Annotated in this window: 24 protein-coding genes and 2 pseudogenes; 8 read left to right on the top strand and 18 right to left on the bottom strand. The window is 42.2% G+C overall.

The features are described from left to right. Positions 1 to 23: 23 nt before the first annotated feature. Both acnB and QUD05_RS14010 read right to left on the bottom strand, forming a co-directional pair. Positions 24 to 2654, bottom strand: coding sequence for a bifunctional aconitate hydratase 2/2-methylisocitrate dehydratase (acnB, locus tag QUD05_RS14015; protein ID WP_289799966.1), 2631 nt, complete (start codon positions 2652 to 2654; stop codon positions 24 to 26). 357 nt (positions 2655 to 3011) lie between these two features. After that, positions 3012 to 3944 carry a DUF4351 domain-containing protein gene (locus QUD05_RS14010; protein WP_289796591.1) on the bottom strand — a complete coding sequence of 311 codons (933 nt, stop codon included), beginning with the start codon at positions 3942 to 3944 and terminating at the stop codon, positions 3012 to 3014. A gap of 701 nt (positions 3945 to 4645) precedes the next feature. On the opposite strand from QUD05_RS14010, the gene QUD05_RS14005 reads away from it, so the two are divergent. From QUD05_RS14005 to QUD05_RS13985, 5 genes are all read left to right on the top strand, one after another. After that, complete coding sequence (locus tag QUD05_RS14005; RefSeq protein ID WP_289796590.1) at positions 4646 to 4966, top strand: 2Fe-2S iron-sulfur cluster-binding protein; 321 nt, start codon at positions 4646 to 4648, stop codon at positions 4964 to 4966. A 285-nt stretch (positions 4967 to 5251) separates the two neighbouring features. Further along, entirely contained in the window at positions 5252 to 5431 is a 180-nt protein-coding gene (locus tag QUD05_RS14000; protein ID WP_289796589.1) for a DUF8621 family protein, read from the top strand. An 87-nt stretch (positions 5432 to 5518) separates the two neighbouring features. Continuing rightward, entirely contained in the window at positions 5519 to 6586 is a 1068-nt protein-coding gene (locus QUD05_RS13995; RefSeq protein WP_289796588.1) for a DUF3326 domain-containing protein, read from the top strand. Between the two features lie 85 nt (positions 6587 to 6671). Continuing rightward, on the top strand, positions 6672 to 7268 hold the full coding sequence (locus QUD05_RS13990) for a CPBP family intramembrane glutamic endopeptidase (protein WP_289799965.1): 597 nt from the start codon (positions 6672 to 6674) through the stop codon (positions 7266 to 7268). Between the two features lie 506 nt (positions 7269 to 7774). After that, positions 7775 to 8395 (top strand): CP12 domain-containing protein, encoded by a 621-nt coding sequence (locus tag QUD05_RS13985; RefSeq protein WP_289799964.1) that lies wholly within the window; start codon positions 7775 to 7777, stop codon positions 8393 to 8395. A gap of 143 nt (positions 8396 to 8538) precedes the next feature. Here the strand turns inward: QUD05_RS13985 and QUD05_RS13980 are convergent, their stop codons facing one another. From QUD05_RS13980 to typA, 14 genes and pseudogenes are all read right to left on the bottom strand, one after another. Further along, a complete protein-coding gene (locus QUD05_RS13980) occupies positions 8539 to 9654 on the bottom strand; it encodes an LptF/LptG family permease (RefSeq protein ID WP_289796587.1) in 1116 nt (371 codons plus the stop codon). A gap of 227 nt (positions 9655 to 9881) precedes the next feature. Then, on the bottom strand, positions 9882 to 10610 hold the full coding sequence (gene lptB / locus QUD05_RS13975; RefSeq protein ID WP_289796586.1) for an LPS export ABC transporter ATP-binding protein: 729 nt from the start codon (positions 10608 to 10610) through the stop codon (positions 9882 to 9884). Between the two features lie 30 nt (positions 10611 to 10640). After that, the gene (locus QUD05_RS13970; RefSeq protein ID WP_289796585.1) at positions 10641 to 11138 is read right to left on the bottom strand and encodes an LptA/OstA family protein; all 498 of its coding nucleotides are present in this window, start codon (positions 11136 to 11138) and stop codon (positions 10641 to 10643) included. Between the two features lie 297 nt (positions 11139 to 11435). Next, positions 11436 to 11829, bottom strand: a pseudogene (locus tag QUD05_RS13965) (DUF309 domain-containing protein). Beyond that, on the bottom strand, positions 11826 to 12191 hold the full coding sequence (locus tag QUD05_RS13960) for a ferredoxin thioredoxin reductase catalytic beta subunit (RefSeq protein ID WP_099100573.1): 366 nt from the start codon (positions 12189 to 12191) through the stop codon (positions 11826 to 11828). Before QUD05_RS13960 ends, QUD05_RS13965 begins: the two are co-directional and overlap by 4 nt. A 206-nt stretch (positions 12192 to 12397) precedes the next feature. Continuing rightward, on the bottom strand, positions 12398 to 13558 hold the full coding sequence (locus QUD05_RS13955; protein ID WP_289796584.1) for a DUF58 domain-containing protein: 1161 nt from the start codon (positions 13556 to 13558) through the stop codon (positions 12398 to 12400). A gap of 297 nt (positions 13559 to 13855) precedes the next feature. After that, positions 13856 to 14266, bottom strand: coding sequence for a type II toxin-antitoxin system VapC family toxin (locus tag QUD05_RS13950; RefSeq protein ID WP_289796583.1), 411 nt, complete (start codon positions 14264 to 14266; stop codon positions 13856 to 13858). Next, a complete protein-coding gene (locus QUD05_RS13945) occupies positions 14263 to 14523 on the bottom strand; it encodes a hypothetical protein (protein WP_289796582.1) in 261 nt (86 codons plus the stop codon). The genes QUD05_RS13950 and QUD05_RS13945 overlap by 4 nt, the downstream gene beginning before the upstream one ends. Before the next feature lie 189 nt (positions 14524 to 14712). Continuing rightward, positions 14713 to 14997, bottom strand: coding sequence for a hypothetical protein (locus QUD05_RS13940; RefSeq protein WP_289796581.1), 285 nt, complete (start codon positions 14995 to 14997; stop codon positions 14713 to 14715). Further along, positions 14987 to 15268 (bottom strand): BrnT family toxin, encoded by a 282-nt coding sequence (locus tag QUD05_RS13935; RefSeq protein ID WP_289796580.1) that lies wholly within the window; start codon positions 15266 to 15268, stop codon positions 14987 to 14989. Before QUD05_RS13935 ends, QUD05_RS13940 begins: the two co-directional genes overlap by 11 nt. A gap of 277 nt (positions 15269 to 15545) precedes the next feature. Continuing rightward, on the bottom strand, positions 15546 to 15884 hold the full coding sequence (locus QUD05_RS13930) for a hypothetical protein (protein WP_289796579.1): 339 nt from the start codon (positions 15882 to 15884) through the stop codon (positions 15546 to 15548). Continuing rightward, on the bottom strand, positions 15874 to 16734 hold the full coding sequence (locus QUD05_RS13925; RefSeq protein WP_289796578.1) for a caspase family protein: 861 nt from the start codon (positions 16732 to 16734) through the stop codon (positions 15874 to 15876). The genes QUD05_RS13930 and QUD05_RS13925 overlap by 11 nt, the downstream gene beginning before the upstream one ends. A gap of 10 nt (positions 16735 to 16744) precedes the next feature. Continuing rightward, positions 16745 to 17119, bottom strand: coding sequence for a hypothetical protein (locus QUD05_RS13920; RefSeq protein ID WP_289796577.1), 375 nt, complete (start codon positions 17117 to 17119; stop codon positions 16745 to 16747). A gap of 272 nt (positions 17120 to 17391) precedes the next feature. Further along, entirely contained in the window at positions 17392 to 19182 is a 1791-nt protein-coding gene (gene typA / locus QUD05_RS13915) for a translational GTPase TypA (RefSeq protein ID WP_289796576.1), read from the bottom strand. A 475-nt stretch (positions 19183 to 19657) separates the two neighbouring features. Between typA and QUD05_RS13910 the strand changes: the two genes are divergently transcribed. The 3 genes from QUD05_RS13910 to QUD05_RS13900 all read left to right on the top strand — a co-directional run bounded on the left by QUD05_RS13910 (position 19658) and on the right by QUD05_RS13900 (position 23890). Next, positions 19658 to 21028 (top strand): protein kinase domain-containing protein, encoded by a 1371-nt coding sequence (locus tag QUD05_RS13910; RefSeq protein ID WP_289796575.1) that lies wholly within the window; start codon positions 19658 to 19660, stop codon positions 21026 to 21028. A gap of 83 nt (positions 21029 to 21111) precedes the next feature. Further along, the gene (locus QUD05_RS13905; RefSeq protein ID WP_289796574.1) at positions 21112 to 22572 is read left to right on the top strand and encodes an ABC transporter substrate-binding protein; all 1461 of its coding nucleotides are present in this window, start codon (positions 21112 to 21114) and stop codon (positions 22570 to 22572) included. A gap of 265 nt (positions 22573 to 22837) precedes the next feature. Further along, a complete protein-coding gene (locus QUD05_RS13900) occupies positions 22838 to 23890 on the top strand; it encodes a hemerythrin domain-containing protein (RefSeq protein WP_289796573.1) in 1053 nt (350 codons plus the stop codon). 81 nt (positions 23891 to 23971) lie between these two features. Here QUD05_RS13900 and QUD05_RS13895 read toward each other — a convergent pair whose 3' ends face one another. Both QUD05_RS13895 and QUD05_RS13890 read right to left on the bottom strand, forming a co-directional pair. After that, on the bottom strand, positions 23972 to 25156 hold the full coding sequence (locus tag QUD05_RS13895) for a M20 family metallopeptidase (RefSeq protein ID WP_289799963.1): 1185 nt from the start codon (positions 25154 to 25156) through the stop codon (positions 23972 to 23974). Between the two features lie 163 nt (positions 25157 to 25319). Then, positions 25320 to 25886 (bottom strand): annotated as a pseudogene (locus tag QUD05_RS13890) (pentapeptide repeat-containing protein). Between the last annotated feature and the right edge of the window lie 47 nt (positions 25887 to 25933).

The raw sequence follows: 25933 nt of genomic DNA, 5'->3' as shown, positions 1-25933 counted from the left end.
GGCATAACACCCACCTAATTAAACTATACTAACAACGCCTGCTCTTCTTTAGAAATCACTCGCCCTTCATCCTCAAAACCGGCAATTTGATCAAAGTTCAAATACCGATACAAATCATCTGCAAAAGGATGAATTCTACTCGCCACAATATCCAAATATTCCTGCACTGTCGGCAGCCGTCCTAGTAGCGCACAAACTGCGGCTAATTCTGCTGAACCAAGATACACTCGCGCATCTTTACCCATGCGATTATTGAAGTTGCGGGTAGAGGTAGAAAACACTGTTGTGCCATCAGCAACTCGCGCCTGATTACCCATGCACAAACTGCATCCTGGCATTTCTGTTCTAGCACCCGCAGCCCCAAAAACGCTGTACACACCTTCTTCTTTTAATTGGTGTTCATCCATGCGCGTTGGTGGTGCTATCCACAGACGAGTTTGAACTTCACCTGCGCCTTCCAAAACTTTCGCTGTTGCCCGATAATGACCGATATTTGTCATACAAGAACCGACGAATACTTCTTGCACTGGATCGTTCGCAACTTCCGATAATAACTTAACATTATCGGGGTCATTGGGAGCAGCAACAATTGGTTCTTTGATTTCGTTCAAATCAATTTCAATTATTTCGGCATACTCCGCATCAGCATCGCCTTCTAATAACACGGGATTTGCTAACCATTCTTCCATCTTTGCCACACGGCGCAGCATGGTACGCGGATCGTGATAGCCCCGTGCGATCATATTTTTTAGCAACGCTACGTTAGAACGCAGATATTCCGAAATTGTCTCTACACTCAGTTTAATTGTGCATCCGGCACAAGAACGTTCGGCGCTAGCATCGGTGAGTTCAAAGGCTTGTTCAACTTTTAAATCTGGCAAACCTTCTATTTCCAAAATTCGCCCAGAAAAGATATTTTTCTTGTTCTGTTTTTCTGCTGTCAGCAAACCTTTTTGAATTGCTACGTAGGGAATAGCATTCACGACATCGCGCAGGGTGATACCTGGTTGCAATTCACCTTTAAATCTTACCAAAACTGACTCTGGCATATCTAAAGGCATAACACCCAAGGCGGCTGCAAAGGCCACTAATCCAGAACCGGCGGGGAAGGAAATACCCAAGGGGAAGCGGGTGTGAGAGTCGCCGCCAGTTCCTACGGTGTCGGGTAGCAGCATCCTGTTTAACCAAGAGTGGATGATACCATCACCGGGACGGAGGGCGACACCGCCACGAGAAGCAAAGAAATCGGGGAGTTCGTGATGGGTTTTGATGTCTACTGGTTTGGGATAAGCTGCTGTGTGGCAGAAACTTTGGATAACTAAGTCTGCACTGAAGCCAAGACAAGCGAGTTCTTTTAATTCGTCGCGGGTCATGGGGCCTGTGGTATCTTGAGAACCAACGGTAGTAATGATGGGTTCGCAAGATGTACCGGGACGTACACCAGGTAATCCGCAAGCTTTACCGACCATTTTTTGTGCTAGGCTGTAGCCTTTGCCTGTATCAAAGGCTTGCTGGGGACGCGTGAAAACTGTGCTTGGTTCTAAACCGAGTGCAAGACGAGTTTTGTCGGTGAGGGTACGGCCGATAAGTAGGGGGATGCGTCCACCTGCGCGAACTTCATCGAGAATGGTATCAGGTTTGAGGGTAAAGGTGGAAATTACTTCGCCTGTTTCGTTGGTGATTTCGCCTTTGTAGGGATGAATGGTAATTACCATGCCGGTTTCGAGTTTGGTGACATCGCACTGAATAGGCAAAGCACCAGCATCTTCTGCTGTGTTGAAGAAGATTGGCGCGATCGCACCACCTAAAACATAACCCCCAGCGCGTTTGTTTGGCACAAAGGGTATATCATTTCCCATGTGCCACAACACTGAGTTGATGGCAGATTTACGCGAGGAACCAGTACCAACTACATCTCCCACGTAAGCTACAGGATGTCCTTTCTTTTTCAACTCGGCAATAGTTTGTAAACTTCCCGGTTGCCGTGACTCTAACATCACTAAGGCGTGTAAGGGAATATCCGGGCGAGTTGTAGCGCTTTGGGCGGGTGATAAATCGTCGGTATTGGTTTCGCCAGGAACTTTAAAAACGGTGACAGTAATCGCTTCTGGAACTGTGGGGCGCATGGTAAACCATTCAGCTTCCGCCCAAGAGTCAATCACCAACTTCGCGAAAGGATTGGTTTTAGATAACTCTAAAACATCGTGGTAAGCGTCATACACCAAGAGGATTTTGCTTAAGGCGTTGGCGGCGTAGGCGGAAATGGGTTCTTTTCCTTGTCCGCCCATGACGAGAGGTGTTTCGGATGAGTCGGAGAGGGATACAGTGGGCAATTGCAGTAAATCGATTAGAGATTGCACATTGTAACCACCGATCATTGTGCCCAGCAATTGCACTGCTTCGATGGGCGCAATCAACGGACTGGTGATTTCTTCCTTAGCAATGGCGGTGAGAAATCCAGCTTTGACATAAGCTGCTGGATCAACACCAGGAGAAACGCGATCGCTCAATAAATGTAATAATATCTCCTCTTGACCCTTGGGCGGATTTTTCAGTAATTCACATAATTCTGATGTTTGCTTCGCATCCAATGGTAAAGGAGGAATACCGAGTGCTGCTCTTTCGGCAACGTGTTTACGATATTGTTCTAGCATTTTGATGTTCTCCATTGGGATGTTCTATCTTTAATTATGAAATTTTTAGGCAATACTTGGCTATAAAAGTTTAGCTTACTTTTATGATGAAAGCCTTACTGGTAATCAGTTATTAGCAGATTTTTTTATACTGAAAGTTTAAAAAGCGAATAGAATTTGTTACTACACAAAACTTAGTCCACCTCCGTGGACTAAGAAGATGTTTGGAAAGTCATGATTGATGTATCAAATATTGTTTTACCCCACCCTAACCCTCCCCTTATAAAAGCGAGGGAACCGGATTTTCTTGTTTCCCCCTTTTATAAGGGGGGATTAAGGGGGGTAATAATTCGATTTCTCAGGTGTAGTAATAATAAATTAGATTGATTGTTGGTTTAACCAAGTTTCTAAATCAGAAAAACTAGAAAAATCTAGCAATGCTTCTCCTAAATTCTCTAATTGTTCAAGTGATAAGCCTTGAATTTGCTCGATTAATGACGTATCAATCTCACCAATACGGCGATTGAGTTGACGCAATATTAAGTTTTGTTTTCCTTCTTGCCTTCCTTCTTGCCTTCCTTCTTTTTTTCCTTCTTGCCTTCCTTCTTCTCTGGCTTGTTCTCTATTTTTTTGATAAAGTGGTTCTAGTCGCATAATTAACTCCCTATCATCTGCTTCTAATTCTTGATTTACTCTCAAGTTTTCGCGCAAGTTGTAAACTAATTCAAGAGTTTGTTTCTGGTATGGATGATCTAATGGTAACGCTTGCAACTCGATAATCGCTTGTGACTGCACACTTCCCCTACCTAAAAGCCTCAACCATAATGTCTCTGGTGTTTGCGGTAGTTGGTGTATCGCTACAATTGCTGTTCGCAAGGCATCTGGCAGAAAATGCACTCCTGATAACCAACCTTGTTTTTGAATAGTTCCAAAGCTAGACAATCTAGTTTCAGATATGGTTGGTGTAAAAACCCACAATTTGGGAATTTCTGAGTCTTGAAGTTTGGTTTTATTTGCCTTAGCTTCTCGTCGCAATAAAGCCTTTATTTCTAATAATTTTAGAATACAGTCGCAGATTTCATCGGTAGAAGCTGGATTGCGGTACGGTTCTATAATTGCAGGATGTTCAGCAAATCTTCCTAGCAAACCCAGTATTTGTATATTAGAGCTTTGCTGTTTAGCAGGAGTGAATAAAACATCTATTTCTTTAATCTCTCCTGATACTTTTTCTGATGCCTTGACTTCTCCGTAATCTTTTAATAATTCTTCTAGATAGTCTTTGGCAAATTGATCATGTATAAACCTGGTCATTAAATCTTAAGATTTCAGAAGTTCTGGGTTAATGCAAAGTCTTATTATATAGCAAGCCTGAATCATTCGTGATGAAATAGATCCCCGACTTCTTTGCGAAATCGGGGATCTGCTGGACACCTTTAATTTTCACCGAAAACTTGGGTCTAAAGCCATGTCTTTTGAGGACGGCTTTTTATCATTGGTGACAGTACTTTAAATGAGTAATGAGTAATGAGTAATGAGTGGATGAGAAATGGGTACTTACTCATTACTCATTACTTATTACTTATTACTTATTACTCCAAAATCACTAAGCTTAATGTTGTAACCTGAAGGCTTTATGTTGTAACCTTAAGGCTTTATGTTCTAGCTCTAAGGCTTTATGTTGTAACGTTAAGAGTCAACTTTACAACATTGATGACCAAAGTTGGTTGGTGAGTGCAACCATCGCTACATAGTGTATATTGTTGATTTACAGCGATCGCAAGAAACGCGATGCCTACGGCGGGCTACGCCTACGCGAATATTTTATAGTAAGCAAATTTAACTAATTTATTTGTGTATTATATTGTAAATAATGTTACAAACATACAAAATATTCAGAATTAGCTGCTATGATTATCAATCTTTTACCTAAATTTTTGTGGTAACATCTGGATATTTTTAACTAATTCAGATAAACTGATAAATTTGTCCGTTGCATCACGCTTCTTTTGTATATGCCCAAAACTTACACCGTAGAAATTGATCACCAAGGCAAAATTCATACCTTGCAAGTTCCTGAAAATGAAACGATCTTATCAGTTGCCGAAGCTGCTGGTTTGGAACTGCCGAGTTCTTGTAATGCAGGTGTCTGCACAACTTGCGCTAGTCAAATAAGCGAGGGAACTGTAGATCAAGCTGATGGTATGGGCGTTAGTCCAGATTTGCAAAAGCAAGGTTACGTATTGCTTTGTGTTGCCAAACCCCTTTCTGATTTGAAAATTCAGACCGAAAAGGAAGATGTACTTTATCAGTTACAATTTGGCAAAGGCAAATAATCAGCGCACAGTTATCATGATGATGTTTGTAAAGCCCTGGCGACTAGAAGTCGCGGCTACACAGACTTGTGTTGAGCGGAGTCGAAATACAAAACCTGCCTCCGCAGGTTAAAAACCCTTAATTTTTTCTTAGTCCACGGAGGTGGACTAAGTTTTGTGTAGTAGCAAATTCTATTCGCCCAATACTTTTAAAACATCCTCTAAGTACTTTATAAATAACACAAGGATTTTATAGCAACTGATATCAGTTATTCTAGAAACTACAAATCAACAGGATTTACCAAAATGACGACTCATTTTATTACCGCAGAAATTGATTTACAAGAAACTCCCGCAGAATTACTAGAAGTCATTGAAACAGAGTTAAAGAAACAAGGCGAACCTCTGCGTTGGGCAGTTACTTCTATAGATGCTGACGAACAAAAAGCTACAGTTGAAGCTGTGGTGACTACAGTCAATAGTTAGGAGTTAGAAGTTAGGAGTTAGGAGTTAGTATTTGATGGCTTGTTATTCATAAACTCATAACTCATAACTCAGCACTCATAACTTAAGATGAATTGTCCATACACCGCTATCTTAATCGTACCAACAGGCGTTGGGGCTGCCATTGGGGGTTATGCAGGAGATGCTTTACCTGTTGCCAAACTTATAGCACAGGTTTGCGATCGCCTAATTACTCACCCCAATGTCCTCAATGGCGCAAGTTTGTATTGGAATCTGCCAAATGCTTTCTATGTTGAAGGTTATGGACTTGACAAATTTGCCTCTGGATGCTGGGGTTTGCGTCCAGTCCGCAACAACAAAGTAGGTTTGCTTTTAGACCAAGCCATTGAGCCAGAGTTGCAACTACGGCACATACAAGCCGCCGATGCAGTTAGAGCCACTCTAGGATTGACCTTAACAGATTATGTAATCACTGATGCACCATTAAATGTAGAATTACGGACTACAGCATCGGGAGCGAGTTGGGGAACAATTGGCAACCCAGATAGCTTGTTAAGGGCAGCTGAGATATTAATTAAAAAAGCGGGGGCAGAAGCGATCGCAGTTGTTGCTCGTTTCCCTGATGATATGGATGAGGAAGCAGTACAAAAATACCGCCAGGGTGAAGGTGTTGATTCCTTAGCGGGTGCAGAAGCCGTAATTAGCCATTTGCTAGTGCGAACCTTTCAAATTCCTTGCGCCCATTCTCCCGCCCTTTTGAGCGAACCTCCACAACCTGATTTATCTCCCCGTTCCGCCGCCGAAGAATTGGGCTATACCTTTTTACCGTGCGTCCTTGTAGGATTAAGTCGTGCCCCACAATTTATAGTAGACAGAGGAACAATAGCATCACAGCAAGGAGATATTTGGGCAGATGAAGTAGATGCTGCGATCGCACCTGCAAATGCTTGTGGTAGCAGTGCCTTACTGAGTTTAAGCCAAAGACAATGCCAAATAATTACAGTAGAAGAAAATAAAACTCTGATAAAAGTTCCTGCCCAACCTTTGGGGATCAAATCTATACAGGTAAACTCATATTTAGAAGCAGTAGGTGTATTGGTAGCACACAAAGCAGGTATCAATCCCTCCGCTCTCCGTCCCAAATTATTACCTTTGCAGCCAGTAATTAAAGGTTAGGAGTTAGGAGTTATGAGTTATGAGTTGTTATCTTCCTCATCTTCCTCATCTCCCTCATTTCCCTCATCTCTCCCCTAAAAAACCCGTGATTGAACAACAAAAGCAAGAGCCAGAAATTCCATACCTGACGCGCATCCAAATACTTGGGGCGGTGGGAGCGACTGCAATCATTTTGTTGATAGTCGCCAAACTTTCGTTATACTTTGGCAACTTTTCGCTATTTTCTTGGGACTTGAATCAAAGAGAGTTGCTGTTAGGTGTAGGGTTGGGGTTTGTACTCACCGCGTTAAGTGGCTTAACTTACCGCCTGTGGACTGCCTATCGTAAGAGTGCAGATTATTACCTAGAAGTAGTACTCAAGCCTTTAGCTTTACCAGATTTAATTTGGCTGGGGTTGCTACCAGGGTTGAGTGAAGAATTGTTATTTAGAGGTGTGATGCTACCAGCTTTAGGCTCCGATCTTACAGCTGTAATTGTATCCAGTCTTTGCTTTGGCATCTTGCATTTTAGCGGTTCCCAACAATGGCCTTATGTAATTTGGGCAACAATTGTCGGGATGATATTGGCATATAGCGCCCTGCTTACGGGCAACTTGTTAGTGCCGATTGTCGCTCATATTATTACTAATTTGATTTCTAGCTATTTCTGGAAAATGCGGCAATTTTCGGCAATGAAAAAATAAACCTTCAAACATCCAACCTATCATCAAAATATGGCTATTATGGTGTTGGATAATTTAGGTTGAAACTGAACAAAAAGATCAAATTCCCCAAGTTTTGCGGGTGTGGTTGCGTTACCGCAGTAAGAAATACTTTGGATGCACCGAACGCTACCGAAGTCACGCTAGGTTCAGTAAGAGAACTCCAAGAAATAAATTATCCAATATTGTGGGGTGGGCATCCTGCCCGCCCAGTCTACAGGGCGGGCGAGACGCCCACCCCACAAGAGTTAATTGGATATTTTTTATTTGCAAGTCCCTAAGAGAGTTTTATCACAATTTATGCTTAGTTTTTGGGCATTGGTTACATTGGATAACATCATAAGTTGACAACTGGTCTAATTTATTGTTGTAGCTGGGCAAAAGTTCAACTTTTTTACTTTCTAGTTAGCCAACTGTGCGCTGCAATGCTTCGATACGTCCATGAGGGCGCAGTGCTGCACCGGACTATTAACCAGGAGACTACAGCAATGATGAAAGCTGAAGATATCATGACCAAAGACGTAGTTACCATTCGCGGTTCGGCAACTGTTGCTGAAGCGGTGGGGCTGATGAAAGATAAAGGATTGCGGGCACTGGTTGTGGATTGCCGCCATGAGAATGATGCTTATGGCATTGTCACAGCAACGGATATTGTCTATAAGATCACAGCCTACGGTAAAGATCCCAAGCAAGTGCGGGTTTATGAAATTATGAGCAAGCCCTGCATTGTAGTCAATCCTGATTTGGGTGTGGAATATGTAGCGCGGTTATTTGCTAATACTGGTATTCATCGCGCACCTGTGATTCAAGGCAAGTTGTTGGGCATCATCTCGATTACCGACATTTTGACTAAAAGCGACTTTGTGGAAGCGCCAAAATCGCTACTGCTGGAGGGGAGAATTCAAAAAGCAATTGAGCAGGCTCGTGCTATTTGCACTGAACAAGGTGCTTATTCTAAAGCCTGTGCAGCTGCCTGGGATGAGGTAGAAGAACTTCAGGCAGAAGCAGCTCATCAGAAAGCTGAGGGTATGATATCAGCTAAAGTCTCTTTTGAAGAATACTGCAAGGAAAACCCCAATGCACCAGAATGTCGAAATTATCACCCGTAATTGAAGTGGGAGAATAATAGACATCTGGTGAAAAATAATGTAGAGATGTACCACTGCGATGTTTCTACAGGGGTTATGGATAACGCATATTTAATTTCACCAGATGTTTAATATTGTTTGTCTACTGCCGCATCCACCTCACTTTACCGTCTCGCAACTCGCATCAATAAGAATAAACCTATTCCCAAAAAAAGAAAGTTGGGCAACCAAGCCCCCATAAAGGGAGAGAGGACACCTGCTTGTGCCATCGCCCCACTAATAAAGAAAATTAAGTAGTACGAAAATATAACTAGGACACTAATCCCGAAGCTTGTACCTCTCCCCGTCCGCTGCGGTATGCTTCCCATTGCTGCACCTACCAAGCCAAAAACTACGCATACAAAGGGCAAAGAGATTTTTTGTTGAATCCGCACTTCAAGTTTACGAATTTTTTGGCGATCGCCACCAAGATTTTCCACTTCTAGTTGATTTAGTGCTTCAGAAATATTCATTTCACCATAATCGCGGCTTTTTTCTGCCAGACTTAATGGCGTGCGCGGTAGTTGCAGTTGTTGTTGTTCAAATTTGACGATGTTACGATAAGAGCGATCGGCAGCAACAAAATAGATCGTACCGTTGTAAAAATCCCAGACATTTTGAGAAGGATTCCACTGAGCCGATTCTGATACTACAATTTGATTCAGATTTTTTGTTGAGCGATCTATAATTGTCAACCCTGTCATACGCTTACCATCAAATTGGTCGGCGTAAAACAAGCGTGTCAATATCCGATTTTTAGAACCATCCGGCTGGACAACATCCTGGTATTCAGGATAGAAAATATTTTGCTGTTTAAAAGTTGGCTTGTCTGATTTGAGTGCTTTCTGTAAAGTCATCGCCGCTTGATAATTTGCTGCTGGTGCAATTTCTTCATTAAAGACAAATGTCATTCCTGTGACTACAAGACTTAACATCACAGCAGTTAGCACCATGCGATAGACACTGACGCCACAACCACGCAAGGCAATTAGTTCGCTCTCGCTAGAAAGACGACTGTAGGTCATCAAAGTAGCCAGCAGCGTAGACATGGGGAAAGCTAAAACGATAAAATTGGGAAATTTTAACAAAAAAACTTGAATAGCAATGTCTATGGGTAGCCCAGATTCTACAATTTTTCTGACGAGATCAAATACAGCATCAATGGTGACACCAATTGATGAAAAAGCTCCGACACCAAAGAAAAACGGCGCTAACAATTCGCTGGCAAGGTAACGATCCATGATCGTAAAAGGCAGCAGCGAATAGAGACTATTAAAATACGTGAGCTTCTTTGATATCATAAGCAACTTGAAAATTTAGATATTGGCAACCCTGGCAAAGCAAAGCATCTCTAGTGTATTTAGGATCAAAATTAAATTCTTAATGGCTGAAAATTAACTAATAAATTCATGCTGAAGAATCAAAAATCAAAATATCTTTTGAAATTATTAACTAAATTATTATTAATTTAGACTTGAAAATTATCCCCTAAATAATATTGCCGCACAAGGGGATTGCTGTAGAGTTCGTCAGCAGCGCCAAAAGCAAGGATTTGTCCCTCACGCATGATGTAGGCGCGATCGGTGATGGCTAGGGTTTCGCGGACATTATGATCTGTAATTAATATTCCCATGCCGCGATCGCGCAGTTGTGCTACGATTTGTTGAATTTCTGAAACTGCGATCGGATCGACTCCCGCAAATGGTTCATCCAAAAGTAAAAATTTTGGACCTTCTTGTCCAGCAGCTAAAGACCTTGCTAATTCCGTCCGCCGTCGCTCACCACCAGAAAGTTGAATTCCTTTACTCCTAGCTAATTTTTCCAACCGAAACTCCCGCAGTAAAGTTTTGAGTCGCCTTGCCCACTCCCAACGTGGTACATGAGTTTGCTCTAGTACTAACAGAATATTATCCTCTACCGAGAGCTGGCGAAAAACACTTGGTTCTTGTGCTAGATAACCAATACCCAGTCGTGCCCTTTTATGCATTGGCATTCCCGTCACGTCTACATTACCCAGCCAAACTTTTCCTTGATTGGGTTTTTCTAAACCTGTGGCAATGTAAAAAGTCGTGGTTTTACCAGCCCCATTAGGGCCTAGTAAACCAACAATTTCGCCCTGAGCAACTGAAAGATTGACACGATTGACAATTACTCGCTTGCCGTAAGATTTGTGAATATTCTCTAAAACAATTTTCACGCTGGAAGCACCCTTTCTTGGTGGTAAATGCTAATTAGAAGGCTTCAAAGGTGGTGTTTGTGGGGCAGGTGTCGCAGTTTGTCCGCTATTATTTGATTCCTCGATCATGTAGATGGACTCTACCTGACGGTTGGATTGGGGTAAAGCAACAAATCGCCCTTCATCGATTAAATAGGTTACTTTCTCTGCTCGGATACTGTTACCGCCCTGTTGCAAAATATAGACGTTACCACTGAAATCAATTCGGCGTTCCTTACTAAAATACTGTGCTTGGGCAGATGTTGCCTGAAGCTGACGAGAAGGATACAACATTTGCACGTTACCGCGAGCGGTGATTACTTGATTTTTTGCGTCATATTCTTGCACATCAGCGCGGATAGTCAGGGGGCGATTTGCCTGAGATGTTTGTGCAGTAGCGGTTTGCACTTGGGTAGGGAAGGCAAAAGTGCCTAATAGTGCAGCTGGCAGCATTAAAGCTAATCCAAAGCGACGTATCTGTGATAAGGGCAATTGATAGCAGGGCATCATAGCAATTGGGGATTTAGGATTTCAGCTTGCATTCTAATTATCTCAAGTACTTTATCCAGATTATGAAATATACAATCTGGAGTGATTTCTGATAACTACTGGCTGAAATAGTGACGCTACCCCCAACCTCAAGGTTTCAGGTAATTGACATTTGAGTGAAAATGACGTAGGCACAATACTCTTCTTTTAACGGAAACGCTACGCTTACCTTACTTCCACGTGGTGGTACGGGAAGTCGTCGGCTAGATGAATTTTGCTTACCAAGGATTTCAGGCAACGCATAATTTAACTAGATGTTTAATCAGTACTTAGCACAATTTTAGGCAAAGATAAGACTTGATTTTCGCCCAGATCGCCAGCGGCAATTTTATCTGAGCCCTATTTGTTGTAAATTCGTCAACAACACTGCGCTCTGGCTCAATAGCTCATCTACGTCAACGCCGCTGTAACTAGATGGGTAACGGCGTAGGCGATTGCTGCCTTCTCCCAATAGAATTACAGCACCTCGCCAGTTCCGATTTTCCAAATGATACAGTGCTACAGCAATTTGGAGAATGCCTTGATAAAAGCTTTTTTCCGGTTCGCTAGCTTCAATCCACAAAGCCTCTAAAGTGTCATGACAAGCGTAGAACTCTCCAGAATTGAACTGTTCTACGCCTTGCCAAAACTCTTGGGGGATGATTTCGCTCATCCCATACTGTCTCGTACTTCTTTGATTGTTTCCAGAGAGATTTCTTGTTTGTCTCCAGCAAACTCGTTGTCAGGGGTGAGGAATAACATGCAATGACACTCTTTGCGTTCTCTCATTGGCACGCAAGGACAGTTCCAATATGTGGCGTGAATCTCAGCTTCTTTATCTTCGTAATGGCGACAAGGACATAAAGGCGCACCCAGGTCGTCTTTATGTTTGGCTAGTCCTTCAATCACGACTGCGGTGACAGAAGGTTCAGAACAGAAGTATGTTCCAGTACGCTTGGCGTATTGTTCGGAAAAATGCCGCATTGCCTCTAGGCTTTTATCGCTGGATTTTGTGTTATGTTCTGATGCGATCATGTCGTTCATAATTTAAATATTTCTTTGCATTGTACCTCAGCCTTACTAAGGGATTACTGGGTGTATTTCCCCAACCTTACCTGCTCAAATTATCTTCCCTTTGCTCAAAGGCTGATATATCCGGTGTTCTGGGATCAGAGAAAATCTCAGAAATCGCAGAAGCTGTACTTGTCAGCAGTCTTTGAAATTATAAAATTTGAATTGATTTATGAATGTAATGTTTTTTGTAGCTGGGGTTGCAGTTGGCCATCGCTTTGCAAAACTATACCAGGGTGTTCCCAATTAATTACCTCTGGTTCTGCTGCTGAGGAGATATTTGGCCACAAAACCCAGCGACTACCTTGAGGAAGAGTAGCAAGGCTCAGAGGATTCTGAGTTAGCCAAATCAAGGGATAGCTTTTAGGAACAACTGAACTGGCATCTTCTAAGGCTGCGGTTGCTGCTAAGGTTTCTAGAACAAAGCGATCGCCTTTAATTAAATTTGTTGATGCTGTCCATAGTTGCACCTGTAATTGTTGTTGCTGTGCATAAAAATACAGTGATGCTGCGGCAATTACTGCTTGTTCAAAGTTTTCTTCTTCCCAATTGCTAGCACTGTCAAGGGCAATAACTATTTCTTGTCCACCTGTAACCATCTCTAACTCCCGCACCCTTAATTCTCCATAGCGGGCGCTAGTCCGCCAGTGAATCAGACGGGTGGGATCTCCTAAACGGTAGGGACGGAGCGATCGCACCAGTCCGGTTGTAGCTGTTTGCAAGGGTTTACCACGAGGATCGCCCCTTTTGCTCTCTTCTTGTCCCATTTCATCTATTAAGGGGCAGGTAGCCAAGGGTAACACTGTCGGATAAACGATCGCAGTAGCAGCACAATCACGCTGACGGCGACACCAGAACAATCCCAAAGGCGCACCAGAACCGAGTTCTACTGTATTCCAGCGATAAACACCCCGGCGCTGAGTCGGGTGGTAATATACCCAACGGTAACTACCTTGGCGAGGAATTGTTTCGATTGCCTTTTGTACTGGTTTCCCTAAGACGAAGGGCAGTATATCTTCAACTTGCAATAAGCTTACAGGCTGCTGTGTCTGATTGCAGATTTCTAATTCCACCGTTAGATCGTCACCTGCTGACACTGGTTGCATAGGACGGCGAGTGATGGATAGACCTGTGAGCGATCGCGGCGGTAAGATGGCTGCTACACCCAAAAGGGCAAAACTGATGCCGCTAATGGCGTACAGCCAACCAGCCATCGTATTGATACCTGCGCCAAAAAAACAAATAGCCGTTGCTGCTAGTACCCAACCGCCATAAGCAGGGGCACTGGCGCGAGTTTCTAACCAATTGGTGATGGGTTTGATGATTTTCATGTTTCTTTTTTAACCCAACACCACCAGAAATTCACAGTGTTTCAGGGATTTACCAAAAAAATCTGTAGTTACGAGGCTTGTTGAAGTTAGTAGAAAGTTTAGAAGCCGAGGATATGGCAAATGAATTAGTGTTTCTAAGAAAATATATTGATAATTTTTAATCGGCGATCGCTTTGTGTGAAATATGTAAAAGAGCGATGTCTACGACGGGCTACACCTACGCGCAGGTCATTCAAACAGACATCCATCCTAGCGTTGCTAAACCTCATCTAAATCGTGATTTGGTTACTCATTGCTTTAGACTGAGATAATTTCAAAGGTGTCTTGATGACCAATTCGATAAAATAAGAAATCAGAATCGAGAGTGAGAATTTGACGATAGCCTGTCTTTTCAGCAGTCAAAACCAATGTTGCATCTGCTAAATCCATTGGGCGATCGCGGTATTGTTCCATCAGCGCCAACAAACGGCTGTAATCACTTTCCTGAATCTCGTAAACAGTCAGCAATTTATCTAAAAGAAGCTGCCCCAATTGTTTTTGCATTTGCCAGCCGCCACGATGCAAGGCAAGATACATGGCTTCTGTCAGGCATGACCAGGTTGTGACGAGAGGCTTTGCCAAATGCATCACTGCAATTTTATAAGCATTGTGCTGAGGCTGAGTGCGATCTACCAAACAAAGCAGCACTCCTGCATCACACAGGATCATAGCTCTAGCCCTTGTTGCCGATATTTGTTGAGTAGGAGTTGCTCATAGTTGCTGACTGCTTCAGGTGGAGATACCTCTAGGGAATCCACAGCCTCAAACCATTGTGACCATTTTTCCACAAGTGGTTCATCAGGCTGACTGTCAGCAATTTTAACTTGATGTTTGTGGATCACAAAATCAATGAAATCGGTCACTTCTTGCAGGAGTGGTTCGGAAAGTTGCTGCAATTTTGCGATCGCAGTTTCACGAATAGTCATGATAATTGCCTTTTTCAGTCCTCTTCATTTTGACTCAAAAATTTGACTAATATGCACGACAAGGGCGATCGCACTGTAAATCTATGCTATGGTTTGGCGATCGCAGTTTCACGAATAGTTATGATAATTGCCTTTTTCAGTCCTCTTCATTGTTACTCAAAGATTTGACTAAGGGCGATCGCAATTGCACTATTTTTGAGTAACTTCACTGAGGGCTTCATGAATAACCTCATCGCTAACACCATGACGCTTCAAGCTAGCAATCAGTGCTGAGATAGTATCATCCTCTAGTCGTTCCAGATCAACTCTTAGCCCTTGTCCAATATAGGCACGAACTAACGGCTGATAGCCAGAAAATCCCAGTAATGGTGCTATTCTTTTCAAATCTTCAATGACATCTTCGGGAATACGAATTGTGATTGTAGTCATTGGACGATTTTTATCGAGTCGCTTTTTCAGTGCTTCAACCTTCATAATATTCTCGCTCCTTACGTGTAGCTTTACGAGCTGAAATGATCCGAATTATGTCGTTTTCACGTTCAATGTAGACGACATACAGAAGATTCCACCGTCTGTCTAAGCCAATAACAGCATCTCTTTGTTCATCATTGCGACTTGCATCAACAACCACTAAAAACGGATCGAAAAATACCTCTGTGGCTTGCTGAAATGTCACGCCATCATGATTGCTAGGATTTATCCAAGCTTTTTCTTCGTTCCAAACGAAAGTGACACCATTAAGCACGAAATACACATCCATACCTTACATAGTAGGCATTGTGTATTTACGTTGTCAATACGTTTTATGAAACAGAGATATTTCCGTAAGAGCGAGCGCACTCTAAATCTATGCTATGGTTTGGCGATCGCAATGTCACAAATAGTTACGATAATTGTCTTTTTCAGTCCTTGTCATTTTTACTCAAGGATTTGACTAAATGTACGGTAAGTGCCAACACTTACATCTTTATCTAATCTGCTTATTTTAATGAAGTTCTCATGACTTAATTGACTGATAAAATCTAGGCTAATTTCTCCGAGTCTTTACAATTAGGACAAATAGAAACTTCAGTAAAAGAACCAAATGGAGTTCTTACGCGTTTGCGAACTTCTCTCGATCCTTTGCAAGCTTGACATACAAACTGTGCCTCGATTTGTTGCTTAATCGGCAAAATATTATCGTCTTTTAACCCTAAAAGCTCTTGAAGCATATTCATTTCTTTACAGGCTTCCTCACTTAAAGGATATTCATGGTCTACTTCTGCAATTAAAGCTTCTCGATAGGTTTGTAAATTCTCTAATCGCTCCTGATAAGGGCGTAATACCTCGGTTTCAATTTCAGCAGCTTCTTCAGAGGTCAAGCCTAACTGCTGCCTCAGTGTATTCAGAACAGCCCGACTCAGCAGGTCGAATAGTTCCGACATTTGCATAACGTGAAGTGGCTTTCCGATATCTCAACTTAGGGTCAGTAACTCGTGCTTTAGAAAGAACAATTTCAAACCCCTTGTCTTTAAGAACAATAATCTTCGGGGTCATATTGGGGGCAGTTTCCTGCACCTTGCTGACAGCATACTCATGCAATTCCAGTACCGAAACAAAGCCATCCTCATCGCGATCGCCTGCTCCTGTTTCAATCCCCTCCACTAGATATCTGGTGTAAATCGATAAGTCTGATCCCTGCTGCTCAAAGGAATACTGAGTTGAACTGGAGGAAGTGAGTACCACTCGCCCTTCAGATCCGAGTTGTGTTTGCAAGTCAACTAATCCATCATCTTTGGCTTGTAAGGCAGGATCGAACGCTCCACTAAAGCAACAGTCTAAGATAATTACCTGCCGTTTAGCACGGCTATTGTTCATGATTTCTTGAACAAAGTTGGCAGGTACAGATGTTGACCGAATCAACTCCCCTTTGGAATTCTTGCGAGTTATCGGAGTTGCAAAATATAGCTTGCCACCATCATCTTTGATGCCATGTCCAGAGAAAAATAGCAACACAAGATCGTCTTTGGCTCGACCTGAAAACAAGGTTTCAATCTCAGATTCCATTGTTTGTCGGTCAGGATTAAGAAGCGCTTTCACGTCATCAAATCCGCCCATTCCCGAATCTTTCAAAATCCGTTGCAACGCCTCAATATCTTTGACAGCCGCAGGTAAAGGATTTAGTTCTGGCTCATACTCACTGACTCCAATCAGCAATGCTACCTTTGCCATCTTTTCCTGTCTATACTGCAATAAAATCTTCGGCTGCTTTGATGGCGGCTTCTAGTTCTTCCCGACTGTGTGCTTTCACCGACAGTTTTTTGCCGTTGGCTTCCACCGACAATTCAATCGGTTTACCACCGAGGCGATCGCCCAGAAATCCCACTAACTTTTTTGCATTGGCTGTATTTACCTCAGCCATTAACAAACCCACCAGAAACCCGCCTAATGCTTTGTTGCCTTCTGGTGGGTTGGGATCAAGAACACGACCAACTGCATCTAATTCGTCAATTTGCTTAAGTTCAGTAATTAGTCGTTGAACCTGCTCGTCCTTTTCTTCCGCGTCCAAGTCAGGGTCGTTGAAGGCGATCGTAAATTTAATGTTATTTGCGGTCATGCTGTACTAATAAAAGCTTAGTTAGTTTTTTTATAAAGACTGACAATTATATTTATTTATACCAATAAAAACCTTATGTTCTAATGAACATAACGAACATTTGTATAAATCTTCATAGAAAACAAATTTGTCTTTTGGGATACAAGTACGACAAACAATACCAGATAGTTTCGAGGAATTGAGCAACTTAAAAAAGACATACACGAGATATAACCAACAAAATAAAAAGCCCACATCAGTGGGCTTTCTAAATCAATAAGTTATAGCTTTACTTACCGTTTCGCCAACTTCTTCGACATCTTCCGCAGACGAATTGATTGGGGTGTAACTTCTACCAATTCATCGGGGCCAATGTATTCCAAAGCACGCTCTAGGCTCATGTCTATCGGTGCTTGCAGTTGCACTAGTTCATCGCCACCAGCAGCGCGGTGGTTGGTTAACTGCTTGGTTTTACAGATATTTAGTTCCAAATCTTGGGAACGATTGTGTTCTCCCACAATCATGCCTCTGTAAACCTTTGTGCCGGGAGTAATAAAGAATGCTCCTCTATCTTCGGCATTTCTCATGGCGTAGAAGGTAGAAACGCCTTCTTCAAAGGAGATTAAAACGCCTTTGTTACGTGCTTCAATGTCACCACTAAGTTGACGGTAGTCTAAGAAGCTGTGGTTCATGATGCCTTCGCCACGAGTCATCCGCATGAATTCACCCCGGAAACCAATCAAACCACGGGCGGGTATGACAAACTCTAGCTGAGTGCGATCGCCACTACCTGGTTGCATATCTTGCATTTCGCCTTTGCGTTGTCCCAGGCGTTCAATACAGCTACCCACAGCATCAGCAGGAATGTCTAACACCAAAAGTTCGTAAGGTTCGCAAGGTTGACCGTTGATTTCGCGGTAAATTACCTGTGGCTGAGATACCTGAAACTCGAAGCCTTCCCGGCGCATGGTTTCAATTAAGATACCCAGGTGGAGTTCTCCACGACCGGAAACGAGGAATTTATCGGGAGAATCGGTTTCTTCGACCCGCAAAGCAACGTTGGTTTCAAGTTCGCGGAATAGGCGATCGCGTATTTGACGAGAAGTCACCAACTTACCTTCTTGGCCAGCAAAGGGCGAATCATTCACCCAGAAGGCCATTTGCAAGGTTGGTTCATCCACTTTAATTAGTGGTAAAGCTTGCGGTTCATTGGGGTCAGTAATCGTTTCTCCAATATAAGCATCCGCGAAACCAGCCACCGCCACAATATAACCTGCGGTTGCTTCTTCCATCTCTACACGCTTCAGTCCATCAAAGCCCATCAATTTGGTAATTTTACCCTTGACAATAGTGCCATCTTCTGTTACCAAAGCGGCTTGTTGTCCTGAGCGGATAGTACCGTTGTGAATTCTGCCAATGACAATCCGTCCCAGATATTCAGAATAATCTAGGGTTGTGACTTGCAATTGCAGAGGCTTATTGCTATCGCCTACTGGTGGTGGAACGTGTTGCAGAATCGCATTAAATAGGGGTTGCATATCTACCGATTCTGCTTCCAAGCTTTCCTTGGCGAAACCTGCCATACCGGAGGCAAACAGGTAGGTAAAATCACACTGGTCTTCATCTGCCCCTAATTCCAAGAACAGATCCAATACTTTATCAACAGCAACGTGGGGGTCAGTTTTACCACGATCAATTTTGTTGATAATAACGATGGGGCGCAGACCTTTTTCTAAGGCTTTTTTGAGGACAAAGCGGGTTTGGGGCATGGGGCCTTCATTGGCATCGACAATCAGAAGACATCCGTCAACCATGCCGAGTACGCGTTCAACTTCGCCACCAAAGTCAGCGTGTCCAGGAGTATCAACAATATTGATTAGTGTTTCTTTGTAGCGAACTGCTGTATTTTTGGACAGGATAGTAATACCCCGTTCCCGTTCTAGGGCGTTGGAGTCCATAACGCAATCCGGAACGTCTTCGCCTTCGCGGAAAATGCCGGATTGTTTGAGGAGTGCGTCAACCAGCGTGGTTTTGCCGTGGTCAACGTGGGCGATAATGGCGACGTTGCGAATTGGGAGCGTCATAGAAGCTTTTGGTGAACTCTAGAGGGTGTTTATAAGATTTACAATTTGAATGCTAGGCTGTTTTAACAGAATTGGGGATGATCGGCAAACTCTGTAAAGAACCTTTAATAATTCTAGCGTAATCGTCACAATTGCGGGGAGTTTTGTAAACCCCACAATGGAGAAGTATGGTAATTACGGCGTTGCTGGGATGAAAAAAAGCTTCTGTTACAAACAAATGTTGCGTAAAGGGCAGTATTGCTTTTGAGAATTGCGGTTGATTTGCAAAGAGAAATGAGTCCTTGATATGCTTTAGTAAGAAGTGCGAACTTTGGCCAATAGAGATAAAGTTGCTGACTGCTAAAGGTGATTTCGTGTTTGGGATCAAAGGGAAGCGATCGCTAGGCAATTATCATTGTCTATGTAGAGACTTTACAATGCAGCGCCTTTAGTTAAGGTATATTCTAAAAACTAATAAAATGACAGCGATAATTATATGGTCTGCTGCCTAAATCCTAATTGCGAGAATCCCCAAAATCCTGACGGGGCAAATTTCTGCCTCAGTTGCGGCACAGAGTTGGTATCACTATTGAGAAATCGTTACCGAATTATCACACCATTAGGGAGAGGAGGGTTTGCACGCACATATATCGCACAAGATATAGACAAGCTCAATGAACGATGTGTTGTGAAGCAGCTGGTTCTCAGTCAATTTTATGGCAGTCAGGGTAGTCAGGCACATAAAAAAGCGACTGAGTTGTTTGAACGAGAGGCCAAACGTCTCCAAGAACTAGGAGAACATGTCCAAATTCCCAATTTGTATGCATATTTTAAGGAAGCTGAATATCTGTATTTAGTGCAGCAGTTTATCGAAGGGCAAAATCTGTTGCAAGAGTTAAAACAGCAGGGAGTTTTTGATGAAGCCAAGATTCGAGATTTTTTAAATGATTTATTATCTGTACTGGTAGACATACATCAGCAACAGGTCATTCATCGAGATATTAAACCAGAAAATATTATTCGCCGTCAAAATGATGGGAAGTTGGTACTTATTGATTTTGGGGTGGCAAAGCAAAAAGCGGAACCGACAAACACTACGGTGGGGACAATTATTGGTTCATTAGGTTATGCACCAATTGAGCAAATGCAAGCGGGTAAAGTTTTTCCTTCCAGTGATATCTACAGTTTAGGAATAACTTGCTTTCATCTGCTGACGAATATTCCTCCTTCGAGTTTGTGGATAAAACAAGGCTATGGTTGGGTTTCTAGTTGGCGGCAACATTTAACGCAACCCATAAGTCAGGAATTAGAGATGATTATTGATAAGTCACTACAAGAAAATCACGAACAGCGTTATCAATCTGCACAGGCTGTCTTACAAGACTTAAATAAGTTGCCACCGCTAAGGTATACATCGGCTCCTACAGTTATTCCACCTACTCTGCGCTCAAAATCGCAACCACAAAATCAACATCAATCAACTCGATATCTACCACAATTATCTAATATTAGATTATTGTCTGGAGCAATAATAACTGGATCGGGTAGTTCATTTTTAGCGATCGCACTTATAAGTTTTCTTGGAACGTCTTGGATTAGCTCTGGATTGTGGTTGCTAATTTTAGGAGGATTAGTCTTTGTTCAATCTCGTCCGCTTCTCGAAAAAGCTTATTTAATTTTTATTGCTATCATAGCAAATTTACTCATTGTCTTTATTTTCAGAAATCTCCTAACCAATAATCTTTTTGTAGCTGGTGTAAATGGATTGCTGCTAGTAGGATTACTAGTTATTCTTGCAGGTTTATTGACAGTTATTCTTATGGTTGTGTCTGAAATAATCAACAAACTTATTTCTCAATATTTTTAAATCGTTGGTAAATTGTTGGTCTTGCTCAATTGTCAGAAATCTCTTTGTTTCAGATAAATTTTGTAAAATTTGGGTAATTATTTATGACAAATAAAAAAGAAAACTTCAGACTGCTTATTTCTCTAGGTCTGGCTGGGGTAATGGTAGCAGCTATTTTATGGTTAATTAGCAAAGTTTCTTCTACTATCATCAAAACATCATCAAACCCCACATCTACTATATCTTCATTTACAAATAAGCCTTCAATAATGAATTTGGGTACAAGGATTTTGTTGAAAGTGCAAACATACCCTGAGAAAACAGATGGAGTTAAAGCTTTTGCTGAAAAAGATTTTAACACTGCTGTTAACAAGTTTACCGCTTCACTAAAAAATAATCCTAATGACCCGGAAACTTTAATTTATTTAAACAATGCTAAAATCGCACAAGATAATTCGGACACTCTCAAAGTTGCTGTTATAGCATCAATTAACTTTGATCCTAGTTTATCAGAAGAAATTTTGCGTGGTGTAGCTCAAGCTCAAAATGAAGTTAATAACCAAGGAGGAATTAATGGTAAGAAGCTGCAAATTGTGATTGCAAGTGCTGAAAATAGAGAAGATTTTGCTCGACTAGATAATGAATTAGTTCAAGACAAAAGCATTGTGGCAGCAGTGGGGGTTAGACGTAACACCGCAATTTATAATCAGAATCGCTTGGTGTTAGTCTTACCCGTTGAGCGGCCAAATCAAGCCGAAAATCCCGAAAAATTAGATAACAATTCCATAAATAATCAGCCTAATAGTTCTCCAACTAACTACTTATTTCATATAAATCCGCTCTATGAGAATTTAGTAGATAATCATTCTCGCTACATTGCTCGACAAGCAAGAAATGTTGCTATTTGTGGCGATGTTCGTAGCTCAAGAGATACTTCAACCCCTTCATCAAATCAGATACTTGTAGAACAGTACACTCAAGCTATCAAGAAATATGGCAGCAACGTTATTAGTACACCTTGTAATTTAGCAGATAAGAATTTTGATCCTAGAGCTTTTGTAGATAAAGCCATAGAAGACAATGCAAGTGGCTTTTTATTAATGCCTTCAATCAGAAATATATATTTTGCCACCAAAGTAGCACAAGAGGTTAAAGGTAGAAAGCCACTGTTTGCTTCTGAAACTATGTACAGTGCAACAACTTTACAAAATGGCAAGGATCTCGAAGGAATGGTGTTACCTGTGTATTGGCATCGTGATGCTAATAAAGATAATCCCTTTGCGAAAAATGCCTTTCAGCTTTGGAATGCACAAGTAAATCAGAGAACGGCGGGAGCTTATGATGCACTCCAAGCAATTGTTGCTGGCTTAAAACAAGACAGCACCCGCGAAGGGTTGCAAAGGGTATTGTCCAATCGCAATTTTTCAACATCTGGAGCAACGGGAACGATTAACTTTTTGCCCTCCGGTGAGCGTAAAGGAGAAGCAATGCTAGTCAAAATTGAGCGTTGTGAGTCTTGTTCTAGTGGGACTGGTTACGATTTTGCCCTCTTGAATAAGAAGTAGTTTTTTTGATGTTAATTTTCATTCCAAAGATATAGATTACTCCTAAATTGGTAATCTATTCAATTTGAATGTCATACTAAACTGCTTGATTTGATTGCAACCATAAATTAAAGCGATCGCTTCAATTTTTCTGTAACGAAAAGTTTTATTTCTCTACCCAGAGTTGTGAGAGCGATCGCTCAAAAGAAAGATGGAATCTCCCTAACCTCTGTGTCAAGGTTATATCAAGTAAGAATTACGAACACTTTGCCGACGGAGAACACAGATGGTAACTACTTTAGATGATACGAAACGCAATGCTATTGCTGTAAAACTTGCAAGTCTTAAAGCCCTGCAACAGTTGGTCATCGAAAATGAACAATCGCTTTTGACACAAGGACTTGATAGCGAAATTGCCGATCGCATCCGAAATTTTATCAAAGATGATGAAAAAAACCTTGGTGTTTTAGAAACCGTAATTGGTCAATATGGGATTCAGGCAGAACCCAAAAAAAATGTTACACAATTCATTGAAAAAGCTCGTGAATTGTTCAAAGGTTCTGAGTTGAGCCTGTATGAAAAAGTCTCTCAGCATGAATTACTGAAACATCAAATAGTAATGAGTGGCTTGATAGTTCACAAAGCTGCTCAAAAAATTGGTGCTGATGTGTTGCTAGCGATCGCACCTTTGAATACTATTAACTTTGAGAACCGCGCTCACCAAGAGCAACTCAAAGGTATTCTAGAAATTCTGGGTGTCCGCGAACTCACTGGACAAGATGCAGATCAAGGAATTTGGGCACGTGTTCAAGACGCTTTGGCCGCAGTCAGTGGTGTGGTAGGTAGTGCTGTCACCCAAAACAGCGACAAAAAGGATCTAAATATCCAAGATGTCATCCGCCTCGATCACAACAAGGTAAATACCCTGTTCACCGAACTACTACAAAGCAACGATCCACAGAAGATCCAAGAGTATTTCGGTCAAATTTACAAGGATTTAAGTGCCCACGCTGAAGCTGAAGAGGAAGTAGTCTACCCAAGAGTACGTCCTTTCTACGGTCAAGATAACACCCAAGAATTGTTTGATGAACAAGCTCATGCCAAGCAAGCATTAGAAGAAATTAAGGCTCTTAGCCCATCTTCACCTCAATTCAAAGAAAAAGTTAAACAGTTGATGGACGCGATTGGCGATCATATTCGTCAAGAAGAAAGCACAATGTTTGCTGCCATTCGCAACAACTTAAGCAGCGATGAAACCGAACAACTGGCGACTGAATTCAAAGCCGCTAAGACCCGAATTCAACAAAAGCTGGGTGTTGTAACTGAATCGAATGTATAGGATGCTTTCGGACTTTCTATATCCGCTAAAAAAGCTTAATTAAACAAAAACTCCCAGTATTTATCTGCTGGGAGTTTTTGTTTACAAATTTTGCTGACAGTATTTATAAGCTGTGTATGCCATAGTGACAACCCCGGTGATAATAGCAGATTCATCAACTTCAAATTGGGGATGGTGTAATGGGTGGTTAATGATTCTTTCTTTGTAGCCGACACCCAAGCGAAACATGGAACCAGGGACGTGTTCCAAATACATCGAAAAATCTTCAGCACCAAGGGAAGGTTCGGGTAGTACTTGAACGCGATCGCTACTCCAAGCTTCTTCTGCGGCTGATTGTAACAATTGTGTCAGGGCGTAATCATTTTGGACGCTGGGTACACCTTGGCGATAATTGACTTGATACTTTGCTCCGTAAGTTTGGCAAACATTAGATACAATGTTTTCAATCCAGTTTGGGAGATGGGCACGGGTTTCGGGATGGAGCGATCGCACTGTTCCCAATAACTGCACTTTATCCGCAATTATATTCGGCGCTCTGCCACCATTAATTTTCCCGATACTTAATACTACAGGACGTAAAGGATTTTGTGTCCGGCTGATGGCTTGTTGCAGCGCAGTAATCACTTGGCAAGCAATCCAAATCGCATCAATCGCCTCATGGGGACGCGCCCCGTGTCCAGATTCTCCCATAATCAGAATCTCTAAATCATCAGCGGCGGCTGTCAAAGCCCCGTAACGCACACCAATAGATCCTGCGGGTATAGAAGGGAAAACATGAACCCCTAATACAGCCGAGACATTTTCCATTGCTCCATCTTTCACCATCCAGCTTGCCCCTTGAGCAATTTCCTCGGCTGGCTGAAATAAAAACCGCACTTTCCCACCCAACTCCTCGGCCATTTGGGACAGCACCATTGCCGTTCCTAACCCCACAGTGGTATGGACATCGTGACCGCAAGCGTGCATAATACCATCTGCACGAGAGGCATATTCTAAATTAGTGCCCTCTTGAATTGGCAAGGCATCCATATCAGTGCGAATTGCCAATAAACGGTCATTTTGGCCAGTACCTTGGAGTTCTCCAATGACACCCGTTTTGCCAACTCCCTCTTGTACGTGTAACCCACTAGAAGACAAAACACCAGCTACGAAAGCTGCTGTTTGGTACTCCTGACCGCTGAGTTCTGGGTGAGAATGGATGTGGCGGCGAATTTCAATTAAGCGAGGCGCTAGTTTTGCTGCTAAGTCTTTTATATGGGTAAGCATCGATTCAATTAATCTATAGGCTTTTTTCCCATGATAAAGAACTGTTAACAAACAAAATGCTTTTGCTATACAAGGATATGGTTGAGGGAGGCAGGAGGCAGGGGAGCAGGGGAGAAGTTGCAGTAAGTTTTTCCCCTCTGCCCCTTGTACCCCATACGCCAGTTTATTTTGAGTAGCAGGTTGTGCCTAGAGTATTTTCGGGTTTGTATTCGTTACATTCTCTGGGATTTTGACGCTCTAACGACCAACCATAAGGTTTGTCGGAGGTGACAACACCATTATTTAAAGTTGTTAGTCGGTAGTTAGCCCCCCGAAAATTAGTAAATTGCAATTTGGCATCTTTTAAGTTTGCTGCTTCTAAATTGGCACTGATAAAGCTAAGCAAAAGACAAATCTGCATTTTCCAGGGATGCTGATTTTAAATTTGCTCCTGTTAAAGAAGCACCATTGAGATTCGCCGAATTCAGAACCGCACCTTCTAAATTTGCACCTAGGTGAGATCGGCATTTGTGAGATTAGCTTGAGATAATGTAGCGCCGCTCAAGTCAGCCCCTCGCAAATTTGCTCCACTTAGATTCAGCTTACTTAGGTCAGCACCACTCAAATTACACCGAGGACAGGCACTTGTTGCCTTCAACTGATCCAAGTCTAGCTGATTTAACGCAAGAGCTTGCTCTGCAAACCCTAAACAAGCTAACAGGGAGACGGTGGCAACAATCTTAAGTTTCATATTTTTTACTGATATTTACAAAAATGACAAGTTACGAACATCACGTA

The organism is Nostoc sp. GT001 (genome assembly GCF_030382115.1).
Lineage (GTDB): Bacteria > Cyanobacteriota > Cyanobacteriia > Cyanobacteriales > Nostocaceae > Nostoc.
This window is presented reverse-complemented; position numbering and strand designations above follow the sequence as displayed.

Excerpts from the sequence above, each read along its gene's own strand:
- QUD05_RS13980 (WP_289796587.1), bottom strand. The coding sequence starts at position 9,654 with ATGGATCGTTACCTTGCCAGCGAATTGTTAGCGCCGTTTTTCTTTGGT.
- QUD05_RS13920 (WP_289796577.1), bottom strand. The coding sequence starts at position 17,119 with ATGACCGCAAATAACATTAAATTTACGATCGCCTTCAACGACCCTGAC.
- QUD05_RS13895 (WP_289799963.1), bottom strand. The coding sequence starts at position 25,156 with ATGCTTACCCATATAAAAGACTTAGCAGCAAAACTAGCGCCTCGCTTA.
- acnB (WP_289799966.1), bottom strand. The coding sequence starts at position 2,654 with ATGCTAGAACAATATCGTAAACACGTTGCCGAAAGAGCAGCACTCGGT.
- QUD05_RS13970 (WP_289796585.1), bottom strand. The coding sequence starts at position 11,138 with ATGATGCCCTGCTATCAATTGCCCTTATCACAGATACGTCGCTTTGGA.
- typA (WP_289796576.1), bottom strand. The coding sequence starts at position 19,182 with ATGACGCTCCCAATTCGCAACGTCGCCATTATCGCCCACGTTGACCAC.
- QUD05_RS13940 (WP_289796581.1), bottom strand. The coding sequence starts at position 14,997 with ATGAAGGTTGAAGCACTGAAAAAGCGACTCGATAAAAATCGTCCAATG.
- QUD05_RS14000 (WP_289796589.1), top strand. The coding sequence starts at position 5,252 with ATGACGACTCATTTTATTACCGCAGAAATTGATTTACAAGAAACTCCC.
- QUD05_RS13905 (WP_289796574.1), top strand. The coding sequence starts at position 21,112 with ATGACAAATAAAAAAGAAAACTTCAGACTGCTTATTTCTCTAGGTCTG.
- QUD05_RS13960 (WP_099100573.1), bottom strand. The coding sequence starts at position 12,191 with ATGATCGCATCAGAACATAACACAAAATCCAGCGATAAAAGCCTAGAG.
- QUD05_RS13955 (WP_289796584.1), bottom strand. The coding sequence starts at position 13,558 with ATGAAAATCATCAAACCCATCACCAATTGGTTAGAAACTCGCGCCAGT.
- QUD05_RS13900 (WP_289796573.1), top strand. The coding sequence starts at position 22,838 with ATGGTAACTACTTTAGATGATACGAAACGCAATGCTATTGCTGTAAAA.
- QUD05_RS14005 (WP_289796590.1), top strand. The coding sequence starts at position 4,646 with ATGCCCAAAACTTACACCGTAGAAATTGATCACCAAGGCAAAATTCAT.
- QUD05_RS13945 (WP_289796582.1), bottom strand. The coding sequence starts at position 14,523 with ATGACTATTCGTGAAACTGCGATCGCAAAATTGCAGCAACTTTCCGAA.
- QUD05_RS13910 (WP_289796575.1), top strand. The coding sequence starts at position 19,658 with ATGGTCTGCTGCCTAAATCCTAATTGCGAGAATCCCCAAAATCCTGAC.
- QUD05_RS13995 (WP_289796588.1), top strand. The coding sequence starts at position 5,519 with ATGAATTGTCCATACACCGCTATCTTAATCGTACCAACAGGCGTTGGG.
- QUD05_RS13925 (WP_289796578.1), bottom strand. The coding sequence starts at position 16,734 with ATGGCAAAGGTAGCATTGCTGATTGGAGTCAGTGAGTATGAGCCAGAA.
- QUD05_RS13950 (WP_289796583.1), bottom strand. The coding sequence starts at position 14,266 with ATGATCCTGTGTGATGCAGGAGTGCTGCTTTGTTTGGTAGATCGCACT.
- QUD05_RS14010 (WP_289796591.1), bottom strand. The coding sequence starts at position 3,944 with ATGACCAGGTTTATACATGATCAATTTGCCAAAGACTATCTAGAAGAA.
- QUD05_RS13985 (WP_289799964.1), top strand. The coding sequence starts at position 7,775 with ATGATGAAAGCTGAAGATATCATGACCAAAGACGTAGTTACCATTCGC.